This window comes from Halomonas sp. IOP_31 (genome assembly GCF_021151495.1).
Taxonomy (GTDB): Bacteria; Pseudomonadota; Gammaproteobacteria; order Pseudomonadales; family Halomonadaceae; genus Modicisalibacter; species Modicisalibacter zincidurans.
Genome location: NZ_JAIRBP010000032.1, coordinates 1 through 23,923, shown reverse-complemented (window position 1 = coordinate 23,923; position 23,923 = coordinate 1). Strand labels below are relative to the sequence as shown.

Here is a 23,923-nt window from a genome sequence, read left to right as displayed (position 1 = left end):
CATATTGCCAGAGCCTGGAAGTTGAATATGCAAGCACTCGATAGCGACGTTGAAAACGAAGTCACCCTGCTCATGGGTGGGCGTCGTGGCGTGCAGGCCGATGAACTGATCCGCCAAGGAGTGCCACTGGTGGCCCTCGACCGGCTAGCCAAGCATGGGGTAGACGTCGTGGGTCTGGGCATTATAAAGCCGCGCACGCTGAGCCATCGCCGCTCCCGGGGCGAGACGCTCTCCCCGGCGGAAGGCGATCGCCTGTATCGCGCCGGCAGGATCATTCTGCTCGCCGAGGAGGTCTTTGGCAGTCAGGAGAAAGCCTCCCGATGGTTGCAGAAGCCCAGAAAAGCGCTGGGTGGCATCAGCGCCCTGGAGGCCATCGCGACAACGCCAGGCTACATTGCCGCCGGGCAGCTCCTGGAGCAGCTACGCCATGGGTTCGCCGCGTGACGAGGCAAACCCTGTGGCGCATCTCGAATTTCAAGGATCTTTCCGGCATTGGTGGGACCCAGGTAGCGGGGCGCTGGCACCATAAGGGGCGCCCGGTCGTGTACCTTGCCGATTGTCCGGCCACCGCTCTCCTGGAGGTGCTCGTGCATTTCGAGCTGAGCCTGGATGAGCTGCCGGAGGCGTTCACGCTGCTGCGTGTCGATCTGCCCCAAATCGCCAGTGTGCGAGATGCCCGCGGCAGCCTGCCGGCACAATGGAGCGACGAGCCGGCTACCACCCGAGGCATCGGCGATGCCTGGCTGAAGGAAGCGAAGACCCTGCTGCTGCAAGTGCCAACCGTGATCGTCCCCCACAACTGCAACTACCTTTTCAACCCGCTCCATCCCGACGCGGCCAAGGTCACGTTGACCCACTTCGAGTTCCCCCCCGATCCGCGATTGTTCCCGGCCGAGGGTTGAGGATGACTGAAGCCGGTCTGCCGGAAGGCGACGAGACGCTGCCATGCCTTACAGGCAGGCAAGCAAAATTCTTCGCTCAGTAGTTGCCTATGCACTGTATTTCTTGAAGTTTTCCGCCTGCTCGAACACGTCTCGATAGACTTCGGCGTGGGTTACCGGGGGATAGCCGTTTCTGGACAACAGCATGATCAGCTCGACGCGGAGCGAAGCCCTGATGTCCTGCCGGTTGTTCCAGTCCGGGTACTTCGTCTTGTCATCGACGACCGCCTTGACCTCGGCCGCCAGGGTGAGCAGCCGCTGTTCTTCATAGGGGAACTGGTACTTCACCGCGACGGCCTTGAGGATGTCGTAGAACGCCTTCTCCTCGACGGTAATCCCCAGTGCTTCGAACGAGCCCATCTCCTGCTTCAGTTGCTCCATCAGTTCCAGGAAACTATCGACCGCCTCCTGATGGACCTCGCTGGTAAAGGCGTCATCTTCCTTGCGCTCGTTGTAGAGTTCCACCAGTGAGCGAAACTTCTTCGAGAACTCGATCGCCTTGTGCTGGTTGGTCTTCTTGAACTCGTTGAGCGCTTTTGCCAGCAGCTGCTTCAGTAGCTCAATCTTGGTATTGGGCAGCTTGATCTTGTCCAGGCGGGCCAAGTAATCCTCGTCGAAGAGATCGATCTTCTCGGCGCTCTCCTCGCCCAGCGCAAAAACCGCTTCGACGCCGTCAGCGCGCAGCGCTTCACTGATCATCTCCCGCACCCTGGCATTCATCTGCGCCGTATCCGGCGCGTCGCCCTTGGTCAGCTTGAAGACGATCGAACGCACCGCGAGATGGAAATGCACCCGGTCGCGCTCAATCTGACTCAGCTTCTCGCTGCCACAACAGACGTCATAAGCCGTCTTGAGCCGTTTGACCAACGTCATGAAGCGCTTTTCGCGCTTGCCCACACTCAGCACGAATTCGGCAGCACGGTTGAGGCAATCGAGCTGGACCAACGGCTCGCCCTGGAAATAGCCGCTGTCGTCGAAGCCATGCATCAATGTCGCCAGCAGATCCAGATCGTTCTTCACCGCGATCAGCGAGGTCTGGATATCTTCGAAGCTGGTTTCATCGGCCTTCGAGAACTGCGCCAGCGCCTGATTCATCTGACGCTTGATGCCGATGTAATCGACTACCAGGCCCTTGTCCTTGCCCGCGTAGTTGCGATTGACCCGCGAGATGGTCTGGATCAGGTTGTGGCGCTGCACGGGTTTGTCGATATACAGCGTGTCGAGGCTCGGCACATCGAAGCCGGTCAGCCACATATCGACCACGATGGCGATCTTGAAGTTGGACTTCTCGTTCTTGAACTGTAGATCCAGCGTCTTGCGGTACTCCTTGCTGCCGAGCAGATCGTAGAGCGCTTTCGCGTCGTTCTTGCCCCGCGTCATGACCAGGTTGACCCGCGCCATGGGCTTGAGCTTCTCACGCTCGATTGCGGTGGGTTCGTTGCCCGCTTCGAAGTCTCTGACCTCGAACCACCCAGGCCGCAATGCCTGAATCTCCTGGTAAAGCTGCCAGGCGATTTCGCGGCTACTGGAGACGAACATCGCCTTGCCGCGCACGGTCGAGCCTTCTTCCAGGCGACGCTCGTAGTGGGCCACGAAATCCTCGGCCAGCACCCGGATACGATCCGAATCGCCCAGAATCGAGTTCATCGAGGCCATCGCCTTCTTGCTCTCCTCGATCTGATGCTCGTTGCTGCCGGCCTTGGCGCACTCGTCGTAATAGCTTTCGATTTTGCGCAGCCGGGCATCGTCCAGCGTCACCTTGGCGGCGCGACCTTCATAGACGATGCGCACGGTGATCTCGTCGTTGACCGACTCGCTCATGGTGTAGCTGTCGACCACCGCGCCGAACACGTCCAGCGTGGCGTCGATCGGCGTGCCGCTGAAACCGACGTAGGTGGCGTTGGGCAGCGAGCGGTGCAGATAGAAGGCGAAGCCGTAGGCCTTGCGCACCCCCTGTTCGGTGATCTGCACCTTTTGATCCAGATTGATCTGGCTGCGGTGCGCTTCATCCGAGATGCAGATCACGTTGCTGCGCTCGGTCAGAAGCTTCGTGTCTTCGGTGAACTTGTGGATCGTGGTCAGGAACACGCCACCGCTGCGGCGTCCGGCCAGCTGCTCGCGTAGATGCTCACGGCTCTGGACCTCGACGATAGTGTCATCACCGATATAGCCCCGCGCGTTGGTGAACTGCCGCGACAGCTGGTCATCGAGGTCCGCGCGATCGGTGATCAGCACGAGGGTCGGGCTTGCAAACGCCAGGCTCTTCATCAAGCGCCGGGCCAGAAACTGCATGGTGAAGCTCTTGCCACAACCGGTCGCACCGAAATAGGTACCGCCCTTGCCATCGCCCGCGGGCCGCTGCGCGGCCATGATGCTGTGATACAGCTTGTTGACCGCATAGAACTGCGGATAGCGGCAGACGATCTTCTCTTCCTGATGGGACTTGTCGGGAAAGAAAATGAAATCGCGCAGTACCAGCCGCAGCCGATCCCGGTCGAAAAGCCCCCGCATCATCGTGTGCAGCGAATCGATGCCGTCCTTGTCGATGGAATCGAAACCACTCACCTTGCGCCAGCTATAGAAGGACTCGTAGGGCGCAAAGAGGCTGCCCATTCGCGAATTCACGCCGTCACTGATCACGCACAGCGCGTTGAAGACGAAAAGCTGTGGAATGTCGCGCCGGTAGCGAACGGTCAGCTGCTTGTAGGCTTCGAAAATGGAGGTCTGATGCTCGCCGATGGCGCTCTTGAACTCGAACACCACCAGTGGCAGGCCGTTGATATAGAGAATCGCATCAGGGATGCGGCTGTTCTCCCGGCCCTCGATCTTAAGCTGGCTGACCAGCGCATAGCGGTTGGTGTCCGCCGTATACATCCCTTGCAGCTCGGCCACCTGCGCCAGCGGTTCGGCATCGGGCCGGGCGCCGAGCCGTTCGAGCCCCGCGTCGTCGAACAGTTGAATGTGCAGATCCTGTCGGGCGGGATCTTCACGCTTGAGCACAAAGCCATCCGCCAGCCAGCGACAGAAGGTCTTGTTGCTCTCGTAAAGATCGCCCGGCGAAAGCCCCCTGAGGCGCGCGATGACCGATTCGATTTCGCCCGGGGTAATGCCGGCATCACCGTAGCGCATTTGCAGGAAGGCGCGCAGATCGGCCTCGATCAGCACGGCGTCCGGCGCGCGCTCGATGCTCACGCCCAGCCGGTGGGGATAGCCCTGCTCGCCGAGCAGGGCGATGATGGCGGCTTCCAGCTTCGCTTCGGTGAACTTCATGCACTCACGCCGTCGGTTATTGGATCAACATAGAATTATCGGCTTATCTATCCGGGCCTTGAGCCGCAGCGCTCAGCGCACGCGGGTGGTCTGGCTCATGCGGTTTTCGCCTCCAGCGCGGCGTCAACGGCTGCTTCGGCGTCGGGGAGCTGGAGTTCGCCGGAGAGCAGCTTGGGCAGCAGGGTGTCGCGGAGCTTTGTCAGCGCTTCGGTCTGCATCCTGTTTTTTGTCATCATCCGAATGTTGGCACCGCACAAACGATCAAATAGATGAAGTGGCTTTTCGCATTCAGGCAACGCCACATAAAACGAATCAAAGCACGCGTTCTGTATACGCTGACGGCCTGAAGATCCTACCATACTCTGAATGCAGTGCTGTCTAAACTCTTCCCAACGTGCAAGGCAGGCCACATAAGGCGTTCTTAACTCACCTTTTCCTCGCATAACTATGAACTCAGTTGACCCAAAACCGACCTCTCCTTCATCAAGAAAATCGACAAGTGCCGTTTTTCCATTTTCCAAACACGGCGTTATACGAGCCAAAAGAACATCGCCAGCCTCAAACTTGGCGCCACCTGAATATGATTTCTCTATAACCTCATCAATCATGTAGCCAGAAGTGGGCACTGACTTCATATCAGCGTATTTTGCGACAGTACTTTTAGACAATTTCACCCTTGGATTTATTTCTAAAATCTGCGAAACGGGCTTCGTATTCCATCCCGCCGGCACCCATCCCAGCGCTTCATCTTCCTCGAAACGATCGGGAAACAACCGGCGCATCTCGGTCGGCAGGCGTTCAGGTGTCGCCTCATTGTCAGCGGCCCACATTGCCTGCCGCTTGGCAGCGCGCTCCGCCAGCGGCTCGGGAATCGGGTTATCCGCTTCCAGCGCGTTGTCGATCACCGGGTCGAAGTCGACGAACCAGCTTTTGAACAGCGCCTGGGCCATCTGTTCGAGGGTCTGGTTGATTTGTGTGTTGAGAGTGATTTTTTTGTCTAGAGCAGATAAGCTCTCAGCTATTTTTCTTTGACCTGAGGAATCTGCAGGCACTTTAATCCAAGTTTTATGCAGATGGTTTCTATTAACCCCAGGAACTGCAGCTTTGTCGCTATACTGCAAGAAATTTAGTGTTTTTAAAAAATAATAAACAAACTCAGGATGATTGCCTTTGAAATCTTTTACATAGAGCGTTGTGTTTAATGGCCAGAAATCGCTTTCAGAATAAAAAACTTTACCGATGGTTCCATATCGACCTGTTACAACTCCGGGCCCTTTCACCTTTGCTTTAGAGTGAAAGCCGCTCGACCCAGATGAAGAGATAATTTCAACATCTCCCTCTGCACGATCTTTGTTAGGAAGATCGTAGCCCCTCTTCAATTCTATAAACTCGCCTAATTGGGTTTCTAGCCATTTAAATTCCATAACCCAACCCCGCCAGATTCTGCTTGATCTGCTTCTCCAATTTCGCCGACTCGGCAAACTGCTCGCCGAGCCGGGTCGTCAGTTCGGCCATCTTGGTCTCGAAGGGAATGCCGTCGTCCTCGACTTCGGCGGCGCCGACGTAGCGCCCGGGGGTGAGCACGAAATCGTGACCCTTGATCTCGTCGAAGCTCGCGCTCTTGCAGAAGCCGGCGATATCTTCGTACGCGCCGGCTTCCGGCTGGCCGCGCCAGGCGTGGAAGGTGCGAGCGATGGTGGCGATGTCATCGTCGCTCAGGTCCTTCTGCTTGCGGCTGATCATGCTGCCCAGGTGGCGGGCGTCGATGAACAGCGTTTCATCCTCGCGGTCGCGGTAGCCTTTCGCCGCGTTGGCCTTTTTGCTGTTGGTAAGAAACCACAGGCAGACCGGAATCTGGGTGGTGAAGAACAGCTGGCCCGGCAGCGCGATCATGCACTCGACCAGGTCATCCTCGATCAGTTGCTGGCGAATCTTGCCCTCGCCGCTGGTGCTCGAGCTCATCGAGCCGTTGGCCATCACGAAGCCGGCCGCGCCCTGGTGGCTCAGCTTGGAGAGCATGTGCAGAATCCAGGCGTAGTTGGCGTTGCCGGTGGGCGGTACGTCGAAGTCGGCCCAGCGCGGGTCGTCGGTCAGCTCGGCGGGGGCGCGCCATTGGCTCTGGTTGAAGGGCGGGTTGGCGAGGATGAAATCGGCCTTGAGATCGGGGTGCTGGTCGCGAAAGAAGCTGTCCGCCGCCGCTTCGCCCAGGTTGCCGGCGATACCGCGAATCGCCAGGTTCATCTTGGCCAGCTTGCGGGTGGTGTTGGCGTACTCCTGCCCGTAGATCGAGACGGCGAGCCGGCTACCCTTGTGCGCCTCGATGAACTTGAGCGACTGCACGAACATTCCGCCCGACCCGCAGCAGGGGTCGTAGATCTTGCCCTGATAGGGTTCGAGCATCTCCACCAGCAGCGTCACCACGCTCTTGGGGGTATAGAATTCGCCGCCACGCTGGCCCTCGTTGGCGGCAAACTTGCCGAGAAAATACTCGTAGACCCGCCCGACGATGTCCTCTTCGCTCTGGTGCTGCGCCTTGGCGATGGTCTCGATATTGTCGATGGTGTCGATCAGCGAGGCGAGCTTGCTGGCGCTCAGATCGAGCCGCGAGAAGTAGTTGTCGGGCAGCGCACCGGCAAGCGTCGCGTTGTTCTTCTCCACCGTGCGCATGGCGGTGTCGATCGTAAGCGCCAGGTTGTCCTGCTTGGCGTTTTTCTGGATGTATTCCCAGCGCGCCTCTTCCGGCAGATAGAAGACGTTGTCCTGAGCGTAGAAGTCGACCATGTCGACGTAGTCCGCGCCGTAGTGGTCGATCACGCGCTGCTTTTGCTGCTCGAACTTGTCGCTGATGAACTTCAGAAAGATCAGGCTCAGCACCACGTGCTTGTACTCGGCCGATTCCACACTGCCGCGCAGCTTGTTGGCGCTGTCCCACAGGGTTTCTTCAAAGCCCTTGGCGGGCTTGTTGCTTGCTTGCGCTTTGGCCATGACGGTGACTGCTCTCTGTGAAAATCCGGCCGGCGCGGTGCCCGGCCGCGGTAAGAAAAAATGCCTGGAGTATAGCGGAAATGCTCGAGGCTCCGGGAGCCCGTCGAAACGCCAGAAAGCCTTCAGGCAGGCATAGGCAAGGCGCACACGCTATGGATCGCGCATGGACGTGCATCCAAGCGCGTTGATGACCGCCCCGAGCATGGCCGAGCCGAGTTCGAAAGTAAGCTAGTGACTCACGTACGCACCGGCAGCTGGCGATAGTGCTGCTGCCACATCAACACCGCCCCGGCCACCGCGCCGGGCAGCAGTACCAGGTTGATCAGCGGCAGCCAGGTCGCCGCCAGCACCCAGCCACCGAAGGTCAGCGTCGGCCACCAGCGCGCGCGCAGCCGGCGGCGCATGTCGGCGAAGGCCACGCGATTGTTGTCCATGGGGTAATCGAGGTAGGTGATCGCCATCATCCACGCCGAAAACGCCGCCCACAGGAACGGCATCGCCAGGTTGAGTCCGGGCACGAAGCCGATCAGGAACAGCAGCGCCATGCGCGGCAGGATGTAACCCAGCTTGATGAGTTCGCGGCCCAGCGCGTCGAGCCCGCCGCGCATCAGGCTGCGCTCGTCGACGGGCGGTTGGCCAGTGAGCCGGATCTCGACCTTCTCGGCGAGAAAGCCGTAGAACGGCGCGGCGATCAGGCTGGAGACCAGCGTGAAGGTGAAGAACGCCACCACCACCAGGCTGACCACCAGCAGCGGCCAGATCAGCCACTCGAGCCAGCTGAGCCAGCCCGGCACCTTGAGCATCCAGTAATCGAGCCAGCCGCCGAAATTGTTCAGCAGATAGACGATGGTGCCGACGTAGAGCGCCAGGTTGGCGACGACCGGCAGAAACACGTAACGGCGCAGGCCCGGCGAGAGTACCAGCCGGGTGCCCTGCGCCAGGGCGCCAAAGGCGTTGAGCATGACAGCGATCCGTAGGCCGACGTACAAGTAGGCCGCCAGCGCGGCGGCGGACGAGGCCTAACCTTTACTGCCCAACCCCTGCTCGTCAAGCGCGCCGACGTCGCTATGGCGAATGTCCAGGCCCTTGACCAGGTAGATGACGTACTCGGCGAGATTGTCGGCGTGATCGCCGATGCGCTCCAGCGCGCGCAGGATCCACATCACGCTCAAGATCGAGGTGATCGAGCGCGGGTCCTCCATCATGAAGGTCACCAGCGAGCGCATCGCCGAGGTGTATTCGCTGTCCACCGCGTCGTCCTCGCGGACCACCTTGAGCGCCAGTTCGGTATCGAAACGGGCGAAGGCGGTCAGCGCGTCGCGGACCATGCCGCGCACGTGCTCGCTGATGTGGCGGACTTCGACGAAGCCGCGCGCCGAGCGCCCCGATTCGGCCAGTGCCAGCGCGTTGCGGGCGATCTTGTTGGCCTCGTCGCCGATCCGCTCGAGATCCGAGGTGGCGCGAATCACCGCCAGCACCAGGCGCAGGTCGGAGGCCGCCGGCTGGCGGCGCGCCAGCACCCGGGTGCACTCCTCGTCGATCCTGAGCTGCATGTCGTTGACCGCGGTGTCGTTGTCGCGGACCTGCTCGGCCAGCCGGCTGTCGCCCTCGAGCAGCGCCGAGATGGCGTCCTGGACCTGCTTCTCGACCAGCCCGCCCATCGCCATCAAATGGGTCTTGAGCGCCTCGAGCTCCTGGTTGAACTGGTTGGAAATGTGCTGACTGTGAGTATCGCTGGTGATATCCATGTTTCCTCCGGGGCCGCGAGGGTTTGTAAACGCTCAGTTCAGGCGGCCGGTGATGTAATTTTCGGTGCGCGTCAGGCGCGAATGAGTGGACAGCTGTGGATGTCAGACAACGCTAGCGAAGCTCCTCGCGATGCAGGCCACGGTGATGTGCCCGCAGATGTTGCCGCAGAAATATTGCAGTCAGGTTAAGCCCCGATCACCGTCGACACCAGTGGCAGCGCACTTGCCACGTCGCCGGGGCCGATGGGAGAGTGGTCGAGCGGGCCGCCCGCCGTTTAAGATGAGGCCGAGCAGGTGGATAACAACAAGCGCTGGATAGGAGCGAGCATGACCGACCTCGATGACGTACCGGCCCCGCAGGGCGATCTGACCCTGAAGGTCCTGGCGCGGCGCCAGGACACCAATTTCTACGGCGATATCAGCGGCGGCTGGTTGATCGATCAAATGGACCAGGCCGCCGAGCTGTGCGCCGGCCGCCTGGCCCATGGGCGCACCGCCACGGTGGCCGTCGAATCGATGGATTTTCTGTGCCCGGTGCGTATCGGCTCGGTGGTCAACATCTTCACCGCCGTGCGCGATATCGGTCACAGCTCGATCACCATCGATGCCGAGGTATGGATACGCTCGCCCCACGAACGCAACCCCGACGAGCTCTACAAGGTTACCGAGGCACGCTTCGTGATGGTCGCGCTGGACGACAACGGGCGCATCCGCGCGGTACCGACCGAGCCCTGACCCCGGCCGCCTAGCCGCGCACCAAGGCGCGGTTCTTGAGATAGGCGAACTCGCCGATATCGGTGTACGGCCGAATGCGCTGCTGGAAGGCGCGATACGACTCATAGATCTTGGCCGAGGCGGGATCGCTTGCCGCCTGCTTCTCGAGGACCTTCTGCGAGGCCCCGTACAGCGCCTTGAGCACGTCGTCGGGCAGCGAGCGCAGCTTGACGCCATGCTCGTCGACCAGCGTCTTGAGCGCCTCGGCGTTGCGCAATGTGAATTCATCGATCATCGCCAGATTGGCGCTGCGCGCCGCCTCGGCGACCACGATCTTGAGATCGTCGGGCAGCGCTTGCCAGGCCTCGAGATTGACGGTTCCCTCGAGTATCGCGCTGGGCTCGTTCCATGCCGAGGTGTAGTAGTAGTCAGCAACCTGATACAGACCGAAGGCCAGGTCGTTGTAGGGCCCTACCCAGTCGGCGGCGTCGAGCACGCCGGTCTGCATCGAGGTGAAGATCTCCGAACCGGGAATGGTCAGCGCCGTGGCGCCGATGCGGTTCATGACCTCGCCGGCAAGCCCGGGAAGGCGGATCTTGAGCCCCTGCATGTCCTCCAGCGAGTCGATCTCCTGCTTGAACCAGCCGGCCATCTGAGTGCCGGTGTTGCCCACCGCGAACGGCTTGAGATTGTACTCGGCGTAGAGGTCGTCCCACAGTTTCAAGCCGCCGCCCTGGTACAGCCAGGCGTTGGTTTCGGTGGTGTTCATGCCGAACGGCACGGCGGTGAAATATTGCGCCGCCGGAACCTTGCCGAGCCAATAGTAGGAGGCCGAGTGGCCCATTTGTGCGGTGCCCGACGACACCGCGTCGAACACTTCCAGGGCGGGAACCATCTCGCCGGCGCCATAGACATCGACCTGCATGCGTCCGCCGGACAGCTCGCCGATGCGCTTGGCGAAATCGTTGGCGCCGGTACCCAGCGCCGGAAAATTCTTGGGCCAGGAGGTGACCATCTTCCAGCGCACGGTGTCCTGCGCGCGAGCGGTGGAAACGAAGGGGGCGGCGACCGCGCCGGCGGCACCGGCGCCGAGCGCGGTAAGAAACTTGCGACGTTGCATCACGGGCGTGACTCCAGGTGATTGTTCTGTTTGGCCCCCGAGGGGCGCAAAGCTCCGTTTCGGAGTATGCGCGAAGGGCGTTTTCAGGGGCAAGCGAATAGGCGGCGTCTGGGCATGGCGTCAGAGCGGCGTCAACTTGGCGAAGCCCAGCACCAGCCACTTGTCGCCTTCGCCCTCGAAGCTGACGTGAACCCGGGCCCGCTCGCCCTGACCCTCGGCATTGAGGATCACGCCTTCGCCGAACAGCGGATGGCTGACCCGCTGGCCCAGCGACAGCACGGGCAGGTCGTCGCCGGCCGAGACCGTGGTCTGCTGCGACAGGCCGCGCCCCGCGCGCGTCGCGGTGACCGGACGCGAGATCTGGCCGCGCAGGCGCACCTCCTCGAGCAGTTCCTCGGGCAGTTCGCGGATGAATCGCGACGGGCGCTGGAAGGTTTCCTTGCCATGCAGGCGACGCATCTCGGCGTGGGTCAGGTAGAGCTTGTGCATGGCGCGGGTCACGCCGACGTAGCACAACCGGCGCTCCTCCTCGAGGCGCCCCGGCTCTTCCAGCGACATCTTGTGCGGGAACAGCCCTTCCTCGACGCCGGCGACGAACACGATGGGGAACTCCAGACCCTTGGCCGAGTGCAGGGTCATCAACTGCACGCAGTCCTCGAACTCGTCGGCCTCGTGATCGCCGGCGTTGAGCGCCGCCTCGGCAAGAAACGGCGCAAGCGCCGCGCTGCCCTCGCCGACTTCCGCGAGGTTCATGGCGTCGCCCTGGGTGAAGGCCCGCGCGGCGTTGACCAGTTCCTCGAGGTTCTCGACCCGCATTTCTCCTTTGGACTGACTGCCCTTCTCGCCCTTATCGCTGCGGTGGTGCTCGATCAGCCCGGTGACCGCGTTGACGTGGGTGATGATCTCGTAAAGCGCCATTCCCGCGGTCTCGTTGTCGAGACGCTCGATCAGGTTGGCGAACGCCGTGAGCGCGTTGCCGGCGCGGCCCTTGCAGGTGCCGTCGCTGACGCTGTCATGCAGCGCCTGCCACAGCGAGACGCCGTGATCGCGGGCCCGCTCGCGCAGGATCTCCACGGTGCGGGTGCCGATGCCGCGCGCCGGCACGTTGATCACTCGCTCCAGCGAGGCGTCGTCCTCGCGGTTGATCAGCAGGCGCAGGTAGGCCAGTGCGTTCTTGATCTCCAGGCGCTCGTAGAAGCGCTGGCCGCCGTAGATGCGATACGGCATGCCCTGGCGGATCAGTGTCTCCTCGAGCACCCGCGACTGGGCATTGGAGCGATACAGGATCGCCACTTCGCGGCGATTGAAGCCCTCGTCGAGCTTGGCCTTGATGGTGTCGACGATGAAGCGCGCCTCGTCCAGGTCGTTGACGCCGGCATACACCGAGATCGGCTCGCCCTTGGCGCCGGCGGTCCACAGCTCCTTGCCCATGCGCCCGGCATTGTGGCTGATCAGCGCGTTGGCGGCATCGAGGATCGCGCTGGTCGAGCGGTAGTTCTGCTCGAGACGCACGGTACGGGTATTGGCGAACTCCTGCTCGAAGCGGCGGATGTTCTCGACCCGTGCCCCGCGCCAGCCGTAGATCGACTGATCGTCATCGCCGACCACGGTGAGCCCGGCGCTGTCGCCGGCCAGCAGCTTGAGCCAGGCGTACTGCAGGGTGTTGGTGTCCTGGAACTCGTCGACCAGCAGGTGGGCGAAGCGCTCGCGGTAGTGGGCCAGCAGCCGCGGATTGTCGCGCAACAGCTCGAGGCTTCTGAGCAGCAGTTCGCCGAAGTCGACCAGCCCGCCGCGCTCGCAGGTCAGCTGGTAGCGCTCGTAGAGTTCGACCATCTGGCCCAGGTAGACGTCGCCGTGGGTCTGCACCTGGTGCGCACGCAGGCCCTCCTCCTTGCAGCCCGAGATGAAATGCTGGACCTGACGCGGCGGATAGCGCTCGTCGTCGATGTCGTGGTCCTTGAGCAGCCGCTTGATCAGGCGCAGCTGGTCGTCGCTATCGATGATCTGGAAGTGCTGGGGCAGCCTCGCGTCCTGCCAGTGGGTGCGCAGCAGGCGATGGGCGATGGAGTGGAAGGTGCCGACCCAGATGTTGCGCAACGACAGGCCCAGCAGCGCCTCGAGGCGGGTGCGCATCTCGCGGGCCGCCTTGTTGGTGAAGGTCACGGCGAGAATCGCGTAGGGCGAGAGCTGCTCGACCTGCATCAGCCAGGCGATGCGGTGAACCAGCACCCGGGTCTTGCCCGAGCCGGCGCCGGCCAGCACCAGCATGTTGCCCATCGGTGCGCTGACGGCCTCGCGCTGGGCAGGGTTGAGAGCGTCGAGAAGCGGCGAAACGTCGCCCGGCGAAACGTCGTCCATGGGATTGATCGGGGGGTGTCGAAATGGACGCCCAGCTTAGCATATCCGCCGCCTTCGGCGGGGAGCCGTAAGCCGCAAGCCGTAAGCCGTAAGCCGTAAGCCGTAAGCCGTAAGCCGTAAGCCGCAAGCCGCAAGCCGCAAGCCGTAAGCCGTAAGCCGTAAGCCATGTAGCTTGTGCCAGGTTTTAACATATAGCTTATAGCTTACAGCTTACAGCTTATGATTCCTGTTCGGGAAAGCGCAGCGGATTGAGGCTGCGCTTGACCGCCTTGAGTTGCTCGGTGAGATGCGGCCCGCGGGTCTTGGCCACGCCCACCGCCAGCACGTCGATCAGCACCAGATGAGCGATGCGCGAGCTCATCGGCGTGTAGATCTCGGTGTCCTCGTGGACGTCGATATACAGCGGCAGGCCGACTTCCTCGGCCAGCGGCGTAGCGCTGGGACACAGGCCGATCACCGTGGCCCCGGTCTCGCGCGCCAGGCGCACGCTGTCGACCAGCGCGCGGGTGCGTCCGGTCTGCGAGATGGCCACCACCACGTCGCCCTCCTTGAGGGTCGCCGCCGACATGTTCTGCATGTGCGGGTCGGCATAGGCCGATGTCGAGATCTGCAGGCGGAAGAACTTGTGCTGGGCATCGAAGGCCACCGCCCCCGACGCCCCGAAGCCGTAGAACTCGACCCGGTTGGCCATCGCCAGGGCGTTGACCGCGCGGCCCAGCGCCTCGTTGTCGAGGCGATCGCGTATCGACAGCAGCGTGCCCACGGTGGAGTCGAAGATGCTGTGGGAAAATTCGGCGACGCTGTCGCTGTCGTTCATCGAGAACTGCGCGAACTGGCTGCCGGTGGCCAGCATCTGCGCCAGCTTGAGCTTGAAATCCTGGAAGCCGTCGCAGCCCAGCGCACGGCAGAAACGCACCACAGTGGGCTCGCTGACCTTGGCCTCGGTGGCCAGGTCGACGATGCGCATGTGGATCACTTCATCGGGATTGCGCAGCACGAAGCGCGCGACCTTCTGCTCGGAGCGCCGGAACAGCTCCATGCGACGTCTCATTTCATCGAACAGGGCACGGCTCACGGCGGGCTCCTCGGTGATGGCCTTGCGGCATGGAAAGTGGCCTTGCGGCATGGAAAGTGGCGCCTGACGACCGAAAGGCAGGCACGGGTCGCGATCGCGTCCGCTCAGGCTGACCGACCCTGCACCGGCAATCAAGCGTTAAAACGCGTTCTTGGACGCCAATGTCACGGTTTTGTCAACTGGGGTATAGTAAAAAAGCTGTCACAGTGGCACCGCAAGAAGAAAGGAGAGTCGATCATGCCTAACGCAACGCAACAGCTTGGCGCCGTGAAACGTGAACTCCTCGACATTTTCATGGACCTTGAGGTCGCCGATCACGAATCGCGCAAGCAGAACGCCGCCGTCCGTTATCTCAGGGCCCGCCGCGGCATCGAGATGCATAACGAGATAAAGCGTCTCGAGCGCGATATCGCCGACTTCGACGATCTCATGCAGTAGTCCTGCCGTGCTGACGCCGCGCTCGGCATTGCCATCTCGGCCCGATCGGGCGGGGCCGAAATGGCATGTCGGGCTGGTCCGTCCTCCTACAAACTGCTGATAAAGACCGCCACGACCCCGATGGGCGCAATAAAACGGGTGATCAAGGTCCACAACTTGCTTCCGGTCTCCCCGAGCCCCAGCTCTCGGCGCACCTTGTCGCCATCCAGGAACCAGCCGACGAATACCACCGCCAGTAGGCCGGTCAAGGGCAGCAGGTACTTGCTGGTCAGTGTGTCCAGGAAGTCGAAGATGCTCAGCCCCAGAATGCTGACCTCGGACCAGGCATTGAAGGAGAGCAGCGCCGCGATGCCCAAGGCCCAGGTCGCCGCTCCGGCCACCAGCGTCGCACCGATCCGGGACAGCGGCGTACGCTCCTCGACGGTCTCCACGACCGGTTCGAGCAGCGAGATCGCCGAGGTCAAGGCCGCGAAGGTGAGTAGCAGGAAGAACAGCAGCCCGATGATCACGCCGCCGGTCATGTTGCCGAAGGCCAGGGGCAGGGTCACGAAGATCAAGCCCGGCCCCGAACTCGGATCGAGGCCGTTGGCGAACACGATGGGGAAGATCGCCAGGCCCGCGATCAGGGCGAACAGCGTATCGAGGATGATCACTGTACGGGCGGTGCCGAGCAGGTCGACGTCCGCTCCGAGATAGGAGCCGTAAGCCATCATGATGCCCATCCCCAGCGACAGGGTGAAGAACGCCTGCCCCATGGCGGCCAGAACCACGTCACCGTCCAGTGCTCCCCAGTCGGGGTTGAACATGAAGACGAGGGCTTCGCCGAAATAGCCCGAAAAGAGACCATAGCCGACCAGCACTACCAATATGATGCCCAGAGCCGGCATCAGGGTGCGTACCGCTCCCTCCAGGCCCAAGGTCACGCCGCGAGCAACGATGCCGATGACCAGCACCATGAATACCGAATGCCATAGCAGCAGCGTTCCCGGACTGGCCAGCAGACCGTCGAACAGCGCGCCGATGCCATCGGCATCCTGGCCGCTGAAGGACCCGGTGACGGAGCCCAGCGTGTAGGAAAGTGACCAGCCACCGATCACGCTATAGAACGACAGAATGAGGAAGGCCCCCAGCACGCCGCTGATGCCCATCAGAACCCAAGCCTTGCTGCGCCCTTCCTGCTCGGCCAGGTCCGCCATGGTATTGATGGGGTTCTTCTGGCCGCGGCGGCCCATCAACCATTCGGCGACCAGAATGGGCAAACCCACCAAGGCGATACAGATCAGGTAGACGAGCACGAAGGCAGCGCCACCGCTCTCGCCCACCATATAGGGAAATTTCCAGATATTACCCAGGCCGACGGCGGACCCCGTGGCGGCCAGTATGAAAGTCAGCTTCGAGGACCACTGCGCGTGGGATATTTTTGCCATTTTGTATCCTGATATCGCCTATCGTCGCCAATCCTTCATCGAGAGGCGACGCTTGTCTTGTTGTTGCCACGAATTGAAGCTGCGCGGCCATAAGTTCACGACAAAACTATCCGATGACGAGGCCGATGGCCAGTCCGATAGCCCACGCTTTTCCCTTGATGCCTTAGAAAAGCGACGTTTGATATCCCCGGGAAACCGAGGTGCCGGTAATGCCTGCCCGCTCGCGAGCCATGAATAAAAGTGTCTTGCCAACTGCGGCGCCTCGCGATTGTCCGGTGTATGCACAAGGATAAAGGAGGTTTTCCCCTGTTTTATCCACAGAATCAGGCGCTCGATCCAGGCCGCGAAATAACGCTGATTGATAGCCGTTTCAAGATGCCCGATAAAGCGGACGATCGACCGATCTGCCGTGGAAAGCACATGTAGCGGGCGTCGCGGCTTCTCACCCTGGACCTTGAACAGGTGTGAGTCGCTGCCGGGCGATGTCGGGAACAGCGGCCTGACGTCGAACATCACGCGATCGGCGCCGTGACTTATCAACAAGCGGTTGAGTTGCTGTTCGGCGGCTCTCCTGTGGAAAAATTCACTGGCTCTGACTGCGACGCCGCAGGGAATATTCCGTGGCCGGCGCTCGAGCAATGCGGCCAACCGGGGCAACTCGTCATGGCCGACGTCACGCGGCAATTGAATCATCAACGGTCCGAGCCGCTCCTCTGTGCTCGCTGCCATTATCAGCCTTACTATCCCCACCCTGACAGAGCCCGGTGTGAGTGCCGCGACCCTTGGCGTATAGCGTAACGCCCGGCTTGGCCTATAATCGCTGGCGGTCGGGCCGCTGACGGGCCGCTTTCAGGGAACGGAACAGAGGTAATCTGCGTGCGCAATCTGGCTATCGATCGGCGGCCATCCCGCCTTTCCCGTAAATTCGGCTCACGCTTTGCTGGATTGTGTCTGATACTGCTGCTGGCCGCCTGCAGTAGTCGTCCCCCCTCGCCAGCCCCGCCGCCGCCCTCCTCGGCCGGAGGCGACCTCAACGGGCGGATGCAGCCGATGTCGTGGCAGGCCCTGCCCGGCTGGCCGCAGGACAACGCCATCAGTGCCTGGAGCGCCTTTCGCGCCAGTTGCACCCAACTCGCCGCCAAGCCCGCCTGGAGCGGCGTCTGCGCCGATTCCCGGCGCATCGATCCGCTCGACAATCGCGCCATCACCCGCTTCTTCGAGCGGCGCTTCGCGCCTTATCTGATGATCAACGACGACGGCTCGACCACCGGTACGATCACCGGTTATTACGAGCCGCGCCTGCAAGGTTCGCTCCAGCGTCATGACCGTTATCAGGTACCGCTCTACCGCCTGCCTGCGGCTTGGGCGCAAGACCCCGACAGGACTCGCCCACCACGCGCCGAGATTATGGCCTCAGGGGTCCTGCGTGGTCAGGAACTGGTCTGGGTCGACGACCCGGTAGAAGCCGCCTACCTGCAGATTCAGGGATCGGGACGCATCGAACTGGCCGAGGGCGGCGTGATGCGAGTGGGCTTTGCCGGCACCAACAACCAGCCGTTCCGCTCGTTCGCCCGGGCGCTGATCGAGCGCGGCGAAATCACCCCCGGCGAGGCAACGCTCGCCGGCATACGCGACTGGGCGCGGCGTAACCCGCAGCAGGTCGAAAGCGCCCTCGACGTCAATCCACGCATGGTGTTCTTCCAGTCGCGAGGCATCGATCCCCAGGCCACCAGCGAAGGCCCGGTCGGCGCACTGGGCGTGCCGCTGACTTCGCAGCGCAGCCTCGCCGTCGACCCTTCGCGCATTCCGCTGGGGGCACCGGTATTCCTGGCCACCACGCAGCCGCTCTCCGAGGAGCCGCTGAGGCGCCTGATGGTCGCCCAGGACACCGGCAGCGCCATCAAGGGCTCGGTACGGGCCGATTTCTTCTGGGGTTACGGCGACGAAGCCGGCGAAAATGCCGGGCGCATGAAGCAGCCCGGACAGCTGTGGGTATTGATGCCCAGAGCGCGTTGAACGCGTTCGCCGTCCAAGCCGATTTTTTCTCACTCGACCGTACACCCCGGGTACGGTACTCAATCGGAAAAACCTCTGTGAAACCCATTATCTGCGCGATCATCACGGCACCTGATGAAATATCCGGGCTAGCGGTCCTCGCGGGTATGCCACAGGCGTAGCAGATAGATGGTGGAATACATGATCTCGTAGCGCATCTCGTAATGGCCGACCAGAATCCGCCGCACGTCACGCGGCTTGAACTCTTCCAACTGCTCGCCTATGCGCGGGTTGGTCAACAGGATGGTCGGAGCAGCTGTGAGCTGCTGCACCGTGCGGGCCGCTGCGATCCGGTTCGCCGAGGCCAAGAACGCGTAGAGGCGTGCCAGATCAGATAGGGCCTTGCTCGTCCACTTCAATTCCATCAACGCGGCACTGGCAGCGGGGTGTCGGCACTCAGGCTGTCGGCCCAGGCCTGCACGGCCTGATGGTCGATGACACGACCGGCATCCACATCGGCCAGCGCCTCACGAGTCAGGCGGCTGCGTTCCTCTTCCTGGTCGAGCCAGGCAGCCAGGGCTTGTTTGACGATCCAGTTCCTGGAGCGCTCCAGACGATCGGCAATTTCATCGACTCGCTCGGCCAGTTCAACAGGGACATGAGCGGTAACGGATCGGGTTTTGGCGGTGGCGACCATCATGATTCCCCTGTTTCAAAGTGATTCAAAGTGATTAAAAGTTAATCATAGTGAACAACTCTGATTCGTCAAGCGGCATTGCCAGGTTGAGCTATGCCATACTGGGCGTCAGGACGGCACAGCAGTCCTTGCCGCGCTTCTGGACCCGCTTTACATCTCGCTTGAACTGGCTGGAACGGACTGGGGTTAGCATCAGATGCCCAGGTCCTCGAACAGCGCATCCGCGCTATCAAAGCGCTTGCCCTTGCCGGCTTCCAGCTCGTCCAGAGCCTTGGCCGTAGTGGCGTTTGGCACCTGCACGGCAAACGGCAGGCGCTTTTCGTCGGCGATTCGCAGCATCAGCAGGCGGATGGCGTCGGACACGGACAGGCCCATGGCCTCTAGGGCAGCGGTGGCGCGCTCTTTGGTTTCGCTGTCGATGCGGGCTCGGACCACGGTATCAGCACTCATGGTTTTCTCTCCTATCTTTCGTGGCTACATTGTGGCTACATTTTAGCCGGGCTACGCCACCTTGTCATCACCGGAAGATGACTCTCTATTTTCAAGGATGACACTTTGTTTTCATCTCACAGTTGCAGCCTGTTATCAGGCCGGTCTATTCGACGGTAACCGACTTGGCCAGGTTGCGCGGCTGATCGACGTCGGTGCCCTTGAGCACGGCGACATGATAGGAGAGCAGCTGCAGCGGCACGGTGTAGAGGATCGGTGCCAGCGCCTCGTCGATATGCGCAAGCCGCATCACGTTGATGCCTTCCGACTCTTCCAGGGCGACCGCCTCGTCGGCAAACACGAACAGCTCGCCGCCGCGGGCACGAACCTCCTGAAGGTTGGACTTGAGCTTCTCGAGCAGCTCGTCGTTGGGCGCCACGGAAATCACCGGCATGTCGCTGTCGATCAGTGCCAGCGGACCGTGCTTGAGCTCGCCGGCCGGGTAGGCTTCGGCGTGGATATAGGAAATTTCCTTGAGCTTGAGCGCACCCTCCAGGGCGATCGGGAAGTGCGCACCGCGACCCAGGAACAGCGCATGTTCCTTCTCGGCGAAGGCCATGGCCAGTTCCTCGATGGCGCCGTCCAGGCCAAGCACCTGGGAGATGGCCTGGGGCAAGCCATGCAGGGCCTGGACGATCTCGCTCTCGCGGGTTTCGTCCATGCCGCGCAATCGTCCCAGCGATAGCGTCAACAGCATCAGCGCGACCAGTTGGGTGGTGAATGCCTTGGTCGAGGCCACGCCGATTTCCGGGCCGGCATGCGTCATCAGCGTCAGATCCGACTCGCGTACCAGCGAACTGCCCGGCACGTTGCAGATCGCCAGGCTGGCCAGGTAACCGCGCTCACGAGCGAAGCGCAGGGCGGCCAGCGTGTCGGCGGTTTCACCGGATTGCGAGAGGGTCACGAACAGCGTGCCCTCGGGAACCACGACCCGACGGTAGCGGTACTCCGAAGCGACCTCGACCTGGGTGGGGATGCCGGCGTATCTTTCCAGCCAATAGCGTGCCACCAGCCCGGCGTGATAGCTGGTGCCACAGGCGATGATATGGATCTGGCGGGCTTCGGCGAACACCGCTTCGGCCTCGCTGCCGAAGCTCTTGACCAGCGCGTGACGCTCGCTGAGCCGGCCTTCCAGCGCGGCGGCGATGACCTGCGGCTGCTCGTGGATCTCCTTGAGCATGAAATGCCGATAGCCGCCCTTGGTGACCGTGCCGTCGCCATGCTCGTAGGTCTGCACGCTGCGCTGCTGATGCTCGCCACGACGATCGAAGACGGCTACCGGCTTGCCGCGTGCGATGCGCACGACATCGCCTTCCTGAAGGTAGATGAAGCGGTCCGTGACCGGCAGCAAGGCCATCGGGTCCGATGCCAGAAAGCTTTCGCCGATGCCGACCCCGACGACCAGCGGGCTGCCCTGGCGGGCGCCGACGATCACGTCGGGCTGGGCCCTGTGGACGACCGCCAGTGCGTAGGCGCCATCGAGGGTCGCGACCACCGTCTGCACCGCCGCGAGCAGGTCCTGGGTACGATTGAATTCGCGCGCCAGCAGATGCGCGACGACCTCGGTGTCGGTCTGCGAGGTGAAGACGTAACCCTGGCCCTCGAGCTCGTGCTTGAGCGACTCGAAGTTCTCGATGATGCCGTTGTGCACCACCGCCAGACTCTCGCCGGACTGGTGGGGATGGGCATTCTCCTCGTTGGGCCGACCATGGGTCGCCCAGCGGGTATGGGCAATACCCACCGTACCGATCAGCGGCGCCTCGTGCAGGCGCTGCTCGAGTGCCGCGACCTTGCCGATCGCTCGCTGGCGATTGAGCCGCGCATCGTCGGACAGCACCGCCACGCCCGCCGAGTCATAGCCTCGATACTCGAGCCGTCGCAGACCTTCGAGCAGGATTTCCTGCACGTTGCGCTCGGCAACGGCGCCAACGATTCCACACATGTTCGCTACTCCTTCAATGATCGCGCTTGGGCGACTTGTGCGGCCGCGCCCAGTCGGGCTTGCTGATCTGCCGGCCGCGCGCCAGTGCCAGCGCGCCGGCCTCGACATCCTTGCTGATCGTGGAACCGGCCCCCACGGTCGCCCCCGCGCCCACCGACACCGGCGCCACCAGCGCGGTATTGGAGCCGATGAAGGCATGATCGCCGATCTCGGTACGGTGCTTGTTGGCGCCGTCGTAGTTGCAGGTGATGGTGCCGGCGCCTACATTGACGCCACGGCCCAGCCGCGCGTCGCCGACGTAGCTGAGATGGTTGATCTTGGCGCCCTCGCCGAGCGTGGCGTTCTTGGTTTCGACGAAGTTGCCGACCTTGGCGCCGCGCGCCAGCTGCGTACCGGGACGCAGCCGCGCGAACGGGCCGATCTGGCTATCGCCGCCGATCACCGCGCCATCGATCACGCTATGCGCCTCGATCACGCTGCCCGGGCCGATGCGGCTGTCGCGGATCACGCAGTAAGGTCCCACCCTCACGTCACCGGCTATCTCGACGCGACCCGCGAAGACACAGCCGACGTCGATGGCGACGTCAGAGGCGCAGACCAGCTCGCCGCGCACGTCGAGGCGCGCCGGATCGGCCAGCGCCACGCCCTCGCGCATCAACCGCTCGGCCTCGCCGGCCTGATAGACGCGCTCCAGGCGCGCCAGCTGGACGCGGTCGTTGATGCCCTCGACCTCGCCGGGCGAGCCGGGCTGGGTGGTGGCGATCGCCGTGCCTTCGGCGGCGGCCATGGCGATCACGTCGGTCAGGTAGTATTCGCCCTGCGCGTTATCCGCCGAGAGCTGCGGCAACCAGCGCCGCAGGTGGGTGGCCGTCATCGCCATGATCCCGGTATTGCATTCGCCAATGGCGCGCTCCTCGGCGCTGGCGTCCTTGTGCTCGACGATCGCCACCGCCTCGCCGTCGGCGTCACGCTTGATGCGCCCGTAGCCGGCGGGCTCGTTCAGCTCGACGGTGAGCAGGCCCATGCACTGCTCGCCGACCCGCTCGAGCAGCGCCGCCAGCGTGTCACGGCGAATCAGCGGCACGTCGGCGTAGAGTATCAGCACCTTGCCATCGCCGAGCCCCTCGAGCGCCTGGACCACGGCATGGCCGGTGCCCTTCTGTTCGGCCTGGACGACGAAATTAACCTCGGCGTCGGCGAGCGCCTCGCGGACCTGCTCGCCGCCGTGGCCGATCACCACGTGCAGACGCGCGTCCTCCAGGCTCGAGGCGGTGGCGATGACATGATCGATCAGTGGCCTGCCCGCCAGCTCGTGCAGTACCTTGGGCCGTGCCGAGCGCATCCGTGTCCCCTGGCCCGCCGCCAGGATCACTACATCGAGAGTCATTACCGCTCCTATGTTGCAAAGTACCGCATCGTTGCAACGTACCGCATCGTTGCAACGTACCGCGTTCCGGATTACCGCCGATCGCTTGCGTGACATTCTACGGCGCAGCGCCTGACGCTACCAACGCCAGCGGGCGAGCGCGACCATTGCCTGCCTTGTTTCAGCGTTTTACCGTAATGCCGTCCCGCCTTGTCCGACTCGACCGGCTTACAGGCATAAGCCTTGTTGAGGGTCGTTCATTGACCGCCGGCTTCAGCCAATCGGGTAGGAGGCGAGGCCACCCTCGCTGTCCTCCCACACCACCGTACATACGGTTCCGTATACGGCGGTTCATGAATGAAGGCTGAGCCGTTGGGTTGTATCCAGCACCGAGATCAGCCCCTGTTGCGTGAACCACTTATTGGGGAGGGCGTGCCGCATGTGCAGCGCTCCTGCATTCCACCAAGGGCCACGTCCGTTAGCCGCTGATTGCCACGCCCTCTTCTCCGGCAAGCCAAGTGTCATCAGGCGTTTGGCCCTAGGATAAACACGTTTCCATTGCCGCCAGAGAAGACAACGAAGATGCCGCCGGATCCAGGCATCCAGCGCTTCCAGAGGCCGTTTCACATCGACGCAGCGGAAGTAGCTGGCCCAACCTCGCAGGGTCGGTGCCAGTTCTTCGACAACACGACGGATGTTGCGGCCTCTGCCTCGGCGCAGGATCTCACGAACCCGCTGCATCAAGCGTTGCAGGCTGGCCTTGGCCAGCGTCAGCTTCGGTTGCTTGTGCCGGGTCAGCGTATAGCCCAGATACCCGCGGTGCCACGGCCGGTCCACCGCGCTCTTGTCGCGGTTGACCTTGAGCTTGAGCGAGCCCTCGAGGAAAACGCTCAGGCTGGCCATGATCCGCTCTCCCGCCCGTCGACTGCCGACATAGACCTGCATGTCGTCGGCGTAGCGGCAGAAACGATGCCCGCGGCGCTCCAGTTCCTTATCCATGTCGTCCAGCAGGATATTCGCCAGCAACGGGCTGAGTGGCCCACCCTGGGGCGTACCTTCCGTACGCGGCATGGGCAGACCATGTTGGAGCATACCGGCTTTCAGATAGCGGCGGATCAGGCGCAACACTCGCTTGTCGCGGACGCGGCGTGCGATCCGCGCCATCAGCAGATCGTGGTTCACTCGATCGAAGAACGCTTCCAGGTCGAGATCGACCACCCAGCGGCGGCCCTCTTCAACGTGGGCCTTCATCGCCCTTACCGCCTGTTGGGCGCTGCGCTTCGGGCGATAACCGTAGCTCGACTCGGAGAAATCCGGATCGAAGAGCGGCGTCAGTACCTGCAACAGCGCCTGCTGGA

21 protein-coding genes are annotated in these 23,923 nt (G+C 62.4%); 5 read left to right on the top strand and 16 right to left on the bottom strand.

Annotated features, from left to right (window positions below; translation table 11 throughout):
• The first annotated feature begins 27 nt into the window (after nt 1–27).
• Both K7I12_RS14285 and K7I12_RS14280 read left to right on the top strand, forming a co-directional pair.
• The gene (locus tag K7I12_RS14285; RefSeq protein ID WP_031385008.1) at nt 28–444 is read left to right on the top strand and encodes an antitoxin Xre/MbcA/ParS toxin-binding domain-containing protein; all 417 of its coding nucleotides are present in this window, start codon (nt 28–30) and stop codon (nt 442–444) included.
• Nucleotides 441–902, top strand: a complete 462-nt coding sequence (locus K7I12_RS14280; protein WP_031385007.1) for an RES family NAD+ phosphorylase — start codon at nt 441–443, stop codon at nt 900–902. The genes K7I12_RS14285 and K7I12_RS14280 overlap by 4 nt, the downstream gene beginning before the upstream one ends.
• A gap of 87 nt (nt 903–989) precedes the next feature.
• Here the strand turns inward: K7I12_RS14280 and K7I12_RS14275 are convergent, their stop codons facing one another.
• From K7I12_RS14275 to phoU, 5 genes are all read right to left on the bottom strand, one after another.
• Nucleotides 990–4,211, bottom strand: a complete 3,222-nt coding sequence (locus tag K7I12_RS14275) for a type I restriction endonuclease subunit R (RefSeq protein WP_231664509.1) — start codon at nt 4,209–4,211, stop codon at nt 990–992.
• A gap of 95 nt (nt 4,212–4,306) precedes the next feature.
• The gene (locus K7I12_RS14270; RefSeq protein WP_231664508.1) at nt 4,307–5,635 is read right to left on the bottom strand and encodes a restriction endonuclease subunit S; all 1,329 of its coding nucleotides are present in this window, start codon (nt 5,633–5,635) and stop codon (nt 4,307–4,309) included.
• The gene (locus tag K7I12_RS14265) at nt 5,625–7,196 is read right to left on the bottom strand and encodes a class I SAM-dependent DNA methyltransferase (RefSeq protein ID WP_231664507.1); all 1,572 of its coding nucleotides are present in this window, start codon (nt 7,194–7,196) and stop codon (nt 5,625–5,627) included. The genes K7I12_RS14270 and K7I12_RS14265 overlap by 11 nt, the downstream gene beginning before the upstream one ends.
• A 236-nt stretch (nt 7,197–7,432) precedes the next feature.
• Nucleotides 7,433–8,158, bottom strand: coding sequence for a sulfate transporter CysZ (gene cysZ / locus K7I12_RS14260; protein ID WP_231664506.1), 726 nt, complete (start codon nt 8,156–8,158; stop codon nt 7,433–7,435).
• A 57-nt stretch (nt 8,159–8,215) separates the two neighbouring features.
• A complete protein-coding gene (gene phoU / locus K7I12_RS14255; protein ID WP_031385002.1) occupies nt 8,216–8,944 on the bottom strand; it encodes a phosphate signaling complex protein PhoU in 729 nt (242 codons plus the stop codon).
• A 327-nt stretch (nt 8,945–9,271) separates the two neighbouring features.
• Between phoU and K7I12_RS14250 the strand changes: the two genes are divergently transcribed.
• Complete coding sequence (locus K7I12_RS14250; protein ID WP_031385001.1) at nt 9,272–9,679, top strand: acyl-CoA thioesterase; 408 nt, start codon at nt 9,272–9,274, stop codon at nt 9,677–9,679.
• Between the two features lie 10 nt (nt 9,680–9,689).
• Here K7I12_RS14250 and K7I12_RS14245 read toward each other — a convergent pair whose 3' ends face one another.
• The 3 genes from K7I12_RS14245 to hexR form a co-directional block, all read right to left on the bottom strand.
• A complete protein-coding gene (locus K7I12_RS14245) occupies nt 9,690–10,778 on the bottom strand; it encodes a TRAP transporter substrate-binding protein (RefSeq protein WP_031385000.1) in 1,089 nt (362 codons plus the stop codon).
• 120 nt (nt 10,779–10,898) lie between these two features.
• Complete coding sequence (gene uvrD, locus K7I12_RS14240; protein WP_231664505.1) at nt 10,899–13,136, bottom strand: DNA helicase II; 2,238 nt, start codon at nt 13,134–13,136, stop codon at nt 10,899–10,901.
• A 217-nt stretch (nt 13,137–13,353) separates the two neighbouring features.
• Nucleotides 13,354–14,211, bottom strand: a complete 858-nt coding sequence (gene hexR / locus K7I12_RS14235) for a transcriptional regulator HexR (RefSeq protein ID WP_031384998.1) — start codon at nt 14,209–14,211, stop codon at nt 13,354–13,356.
• 237 nt (nt 14,212–14,448) lie between these two features.
• Between hexR and K7I12_RS14230 the strand changes: the two genes are divergently transcribed.
• Nucleotides 14,449–14,649 carry a PA3496 family putative envelope integrity protein gene (locus K7I12_RS14230; protein ID WP_231664504.1) on the top strand — a complete coding sequence of 67 codons (201 nt, stop codon included), beginning with the start codon at nt 14,449–14,451 and terminating at the stop codon, nt 14,647–14,649.
• A gap of 86 nt (nt 14,650–14,735) precedes the next feature.
• On the opposite strand, the gene K7I12_RS14225 is transcribed toward K7I12_RS14230, so the two are convergent.
• Together K7I12_RS14225 and K7I12_RS14220 are read right to left on the bottom strand one after the other, a co-directional pair.
• The gene (locus tag K7I12_RS14225; protein WP_231664503.1) at nt 14,736–16,076 is read right to left on the bottom strand and encodes a sodium-dependent transporter; all 1,341 of its coding nucleotides are present in this window, start codon (nt 16,074–16,076) and stop codon (nt 14,736–14,738) included.
• Between the two features lie 18 nt (nt 16,077–16,094).
• Nucleotides 16,095–16,805, bottom strand: a complete 711-nt coding sequence (locus K7I12_RS14220) for a DUF72 domain-containing protein (RefSeq protein ID WP_269438691.1) — start codon at nt 16,803–16,805, stop codon at nt 16,095–16,097.
• A 321-nt stretch (nt 16,806–17,126) separates the two neighbouring features.
• Here K7I12_RS14220 and mltA point away from each other — a divergent pair, with 321 nt between their 5' ends.
• Complete coding sequence (gene mltA / locus K7I12_RS14215; protein ID WP_231664501.1) at nt 17,127–18,092, top strand: murein transglycosylase A; 966 nt, start codon at nt 17,127–17,129, stop codon at nt 18,090–18,092.
• 128 nt (nt 18,093–18,220) lie between these two features.
• On the opposite strand, the gene K7I12_RS14210 is transcribed toward mltA, so the two are convergent.
• The 6 genes from K7I12_RS14210 to ltrA all read right to left on the bottom strand — a co-directional run.
• On the bottom strand, nt 18,221–18,496 hold the full coding sequence (locus tag K7I12_RS14210) for a type II toxin-antitoxin system RelE/ParE family toxin (RefSeq protein ID WP_231664500.1): 276 nt from the start codon (nt 18,494–18,496) through the stop codon (nt 18,221–18,223).
• Nucleotides 18,496–18,771 carry a CopG family ribbon-helix-helix protein gene (locus K7I12_RS14205; protein WP_231664499.1) on the bottom strand — a complete coding sequence of 92 codons (276 nt, stop codon included), beginning with the start codon at nt 18,769–18,771 and terminating at the stop codon, nt 18,496–18,498. Before K7I12_RS14205 ends, K7I12_RS14210 begins: the two co-directional genes overlap by 1 nt.
• A 189-nt stretch (nt 18,772–18,960) precedes the next feature.
• Nucleotides 18,961–19,218, bottom strand: a complete 258-nt coding sequence (locus tag K7I12_RS14200; RefSeq protein WP_231664498.1) for a type II toxin-antitoxin system RelB/DinJ family antitoxin — start codon at nt 19,216–19,218, stop codon at nt 18,961–18,963.
• A 145-nt stretch (nt 19,219–19,363) separates the two neighbouring features.
• Complete coding sequence (glmS, locus tag K7I12_RS14195; RefSeq protein WP_231664497.1) at nt 19,364–21,199, bottom strand: glutamine--fructose-6-phosphate transaminase (isomerizing); 1,836 nt, start codon at nt 21,197–21,199, stop codon at nt 19,364–19,366.
• A 13-nt stretch (nt 21,200–21,212) separates the two neighbouring features.
• Nucleotides 21,213–22,586: a bifunctional UDP-N-acetylglucosamine diphosphorylase/glucosamine-1-phosphate N-acetyltransferase GlmU gene (glmU, locus tag K7I12_RS14190; RefSeq protein ID WP_231664496.1), complete on the bottom strand. Its 1,374-nt coding sequence runs from the start codon at nt 22,584–22,586 to the stop codon at nt 21,213–21,215.
• Nucleotides 22,587–22,916: 330 nt separating this feature from the next.
• Nucleotides 22,917–23,923, bottom strand: a 1,007-nt coding sequence (gene ltrA / locus K7I12_RS14185; RefSeq protein ID WP_231664495.1) for a group II intron reverse transcriptase/maturase, incomplete at its 5' end; no start/stop codon positions are given.

Excerpts from the sequence above, each read along its gene's own strand:
- K7I12_RS14285 (WP_031385008.1), top strand. The coding sequence starts at position 28 with ATGCAAGCACTCGATAGCGACGTTGAAAACGAAGTCACCCTGCTCATG.
- K7I12_RS14275 (WP_231664509.1), bottom strand. The coding sequence starts at position 4,211 with ATGAAGTTCACCGAAGCGAAGCTGGAAGCCGCCATCATCGCCCTGCTC.
- K7I12_RS14270 (WP_231664508.1), bottom strand. The coding sequence starts at position 5,635 with ATGGAATTTAAATGGCTAGAAACCCAATTAGGCGAGTTTATAGAATTG.
- K7I12_RS14265 (WP_231664507.1), bottom strand. The coding sequence starts at position 7,196 with ATGGCCAAAGCGCAAGCAAGCAACAAGCCCGCCAAGGGCTTTGAAGAA.
- cysZ (WP_231664506.1), bottom strand. The coding sequence starts at position 8,158 with ATGCTCAACGCCTTTGGCGCCCTGGCGCAGGGCACCCGGCTGGTACTC.
- phoU (WP_031385002.1), bottom strand. The coding sequence starts at position 8,944 with ATGGATATCACCAGCGATACTCACAGTCAGCACATTTCCAACCAGTTC.
- K7I12_RS14250 (WP_031385001.1), top strand. The coding sequence starts at position 9,272 with ATGACCGACCTCGATGACGTACCGGCCCCGCAGGGCGATCTGACCCTG.
- K7I12_RS14245 (WP_031385000.1), bottom strand. The coding sequence starts at position 10,778 with ATGCAACGTCGCAAGTTTCTTACCGCGCTCGGCGCCGGTGCCGCCGGC.
- uvrD (WP_231664505.1), bottom strand. The coding sequence starts at position 13,136 with ATGGACGACGTTTCGCCGGGCGACGTTTCGCCGCTTCTCGACGCTCTC.
- K7I12_RS14230 (WP_231664504.1), top strand. The coding sequence starts at position 14,449 with ATGCCTAACGCAACGCAACAGCTTGGCGCCGTGAAACGTGAACTCCTC.
- K7I12_RS14225 (WP_231664503.1), bottom strand. The coding sequence starts at position 16,076 with ATGGCAAAAATATCCCACGCGCAGTGGTCCTCGAAGCTGACTTTCATA.
- K7I12_RS14220 (WP_269438691.1), bottom strand. The coding sequence starts at position 16,805 with ATGGCAGCGAGCACAGAGGAGCGGCTCGGACCGTTGATGATTCAATTG.
- mltA (WP_231664501.1), top strand. The coding sequence starts at position 17,127 with ATGTCGTGGCAGGCCCTGCCCGGCTGGCCGCAGGACAACGCCATCAGT.
- K7I12_RS14210 (WP_231664500.1), bottom strand. The coding sequence starts at position 18,496 with ATGGAATTGAAGTGGACGAGCAAGGCCCTATCTGATCTGGCACGCCTC.
- K7I12_RS14205 (WP_231664499.1), bottom strand. The coding sequence starts at position 18,771 with ATGATGGTCGCCACCGCCAAAACCCGATCCGTTACCGCTCATGTCCCT.
- K7I12_RS14200 (WP_231664498.1), bottom strand. The coding sequence starts at position 19,218 with ATGAGTGCTGATACCGTGGTCCGAGCCCGCATCGACAGCGAAACCAAA.
- glmS (WP_231664497.1), bottom strand. The coding sequence starts at position 21,199 with ATGTGTGGAATCGTTGGCGCCGTTGCCGAGCGCAACGTGCAGGAAATC.
- glmU (WP_231664496.1), bottom strand. The coding sequence starts at position 22,586 with ATGACTCTCGATGTAGTGATCCTGGCGGCGGGCCAGGGGACACGGATG.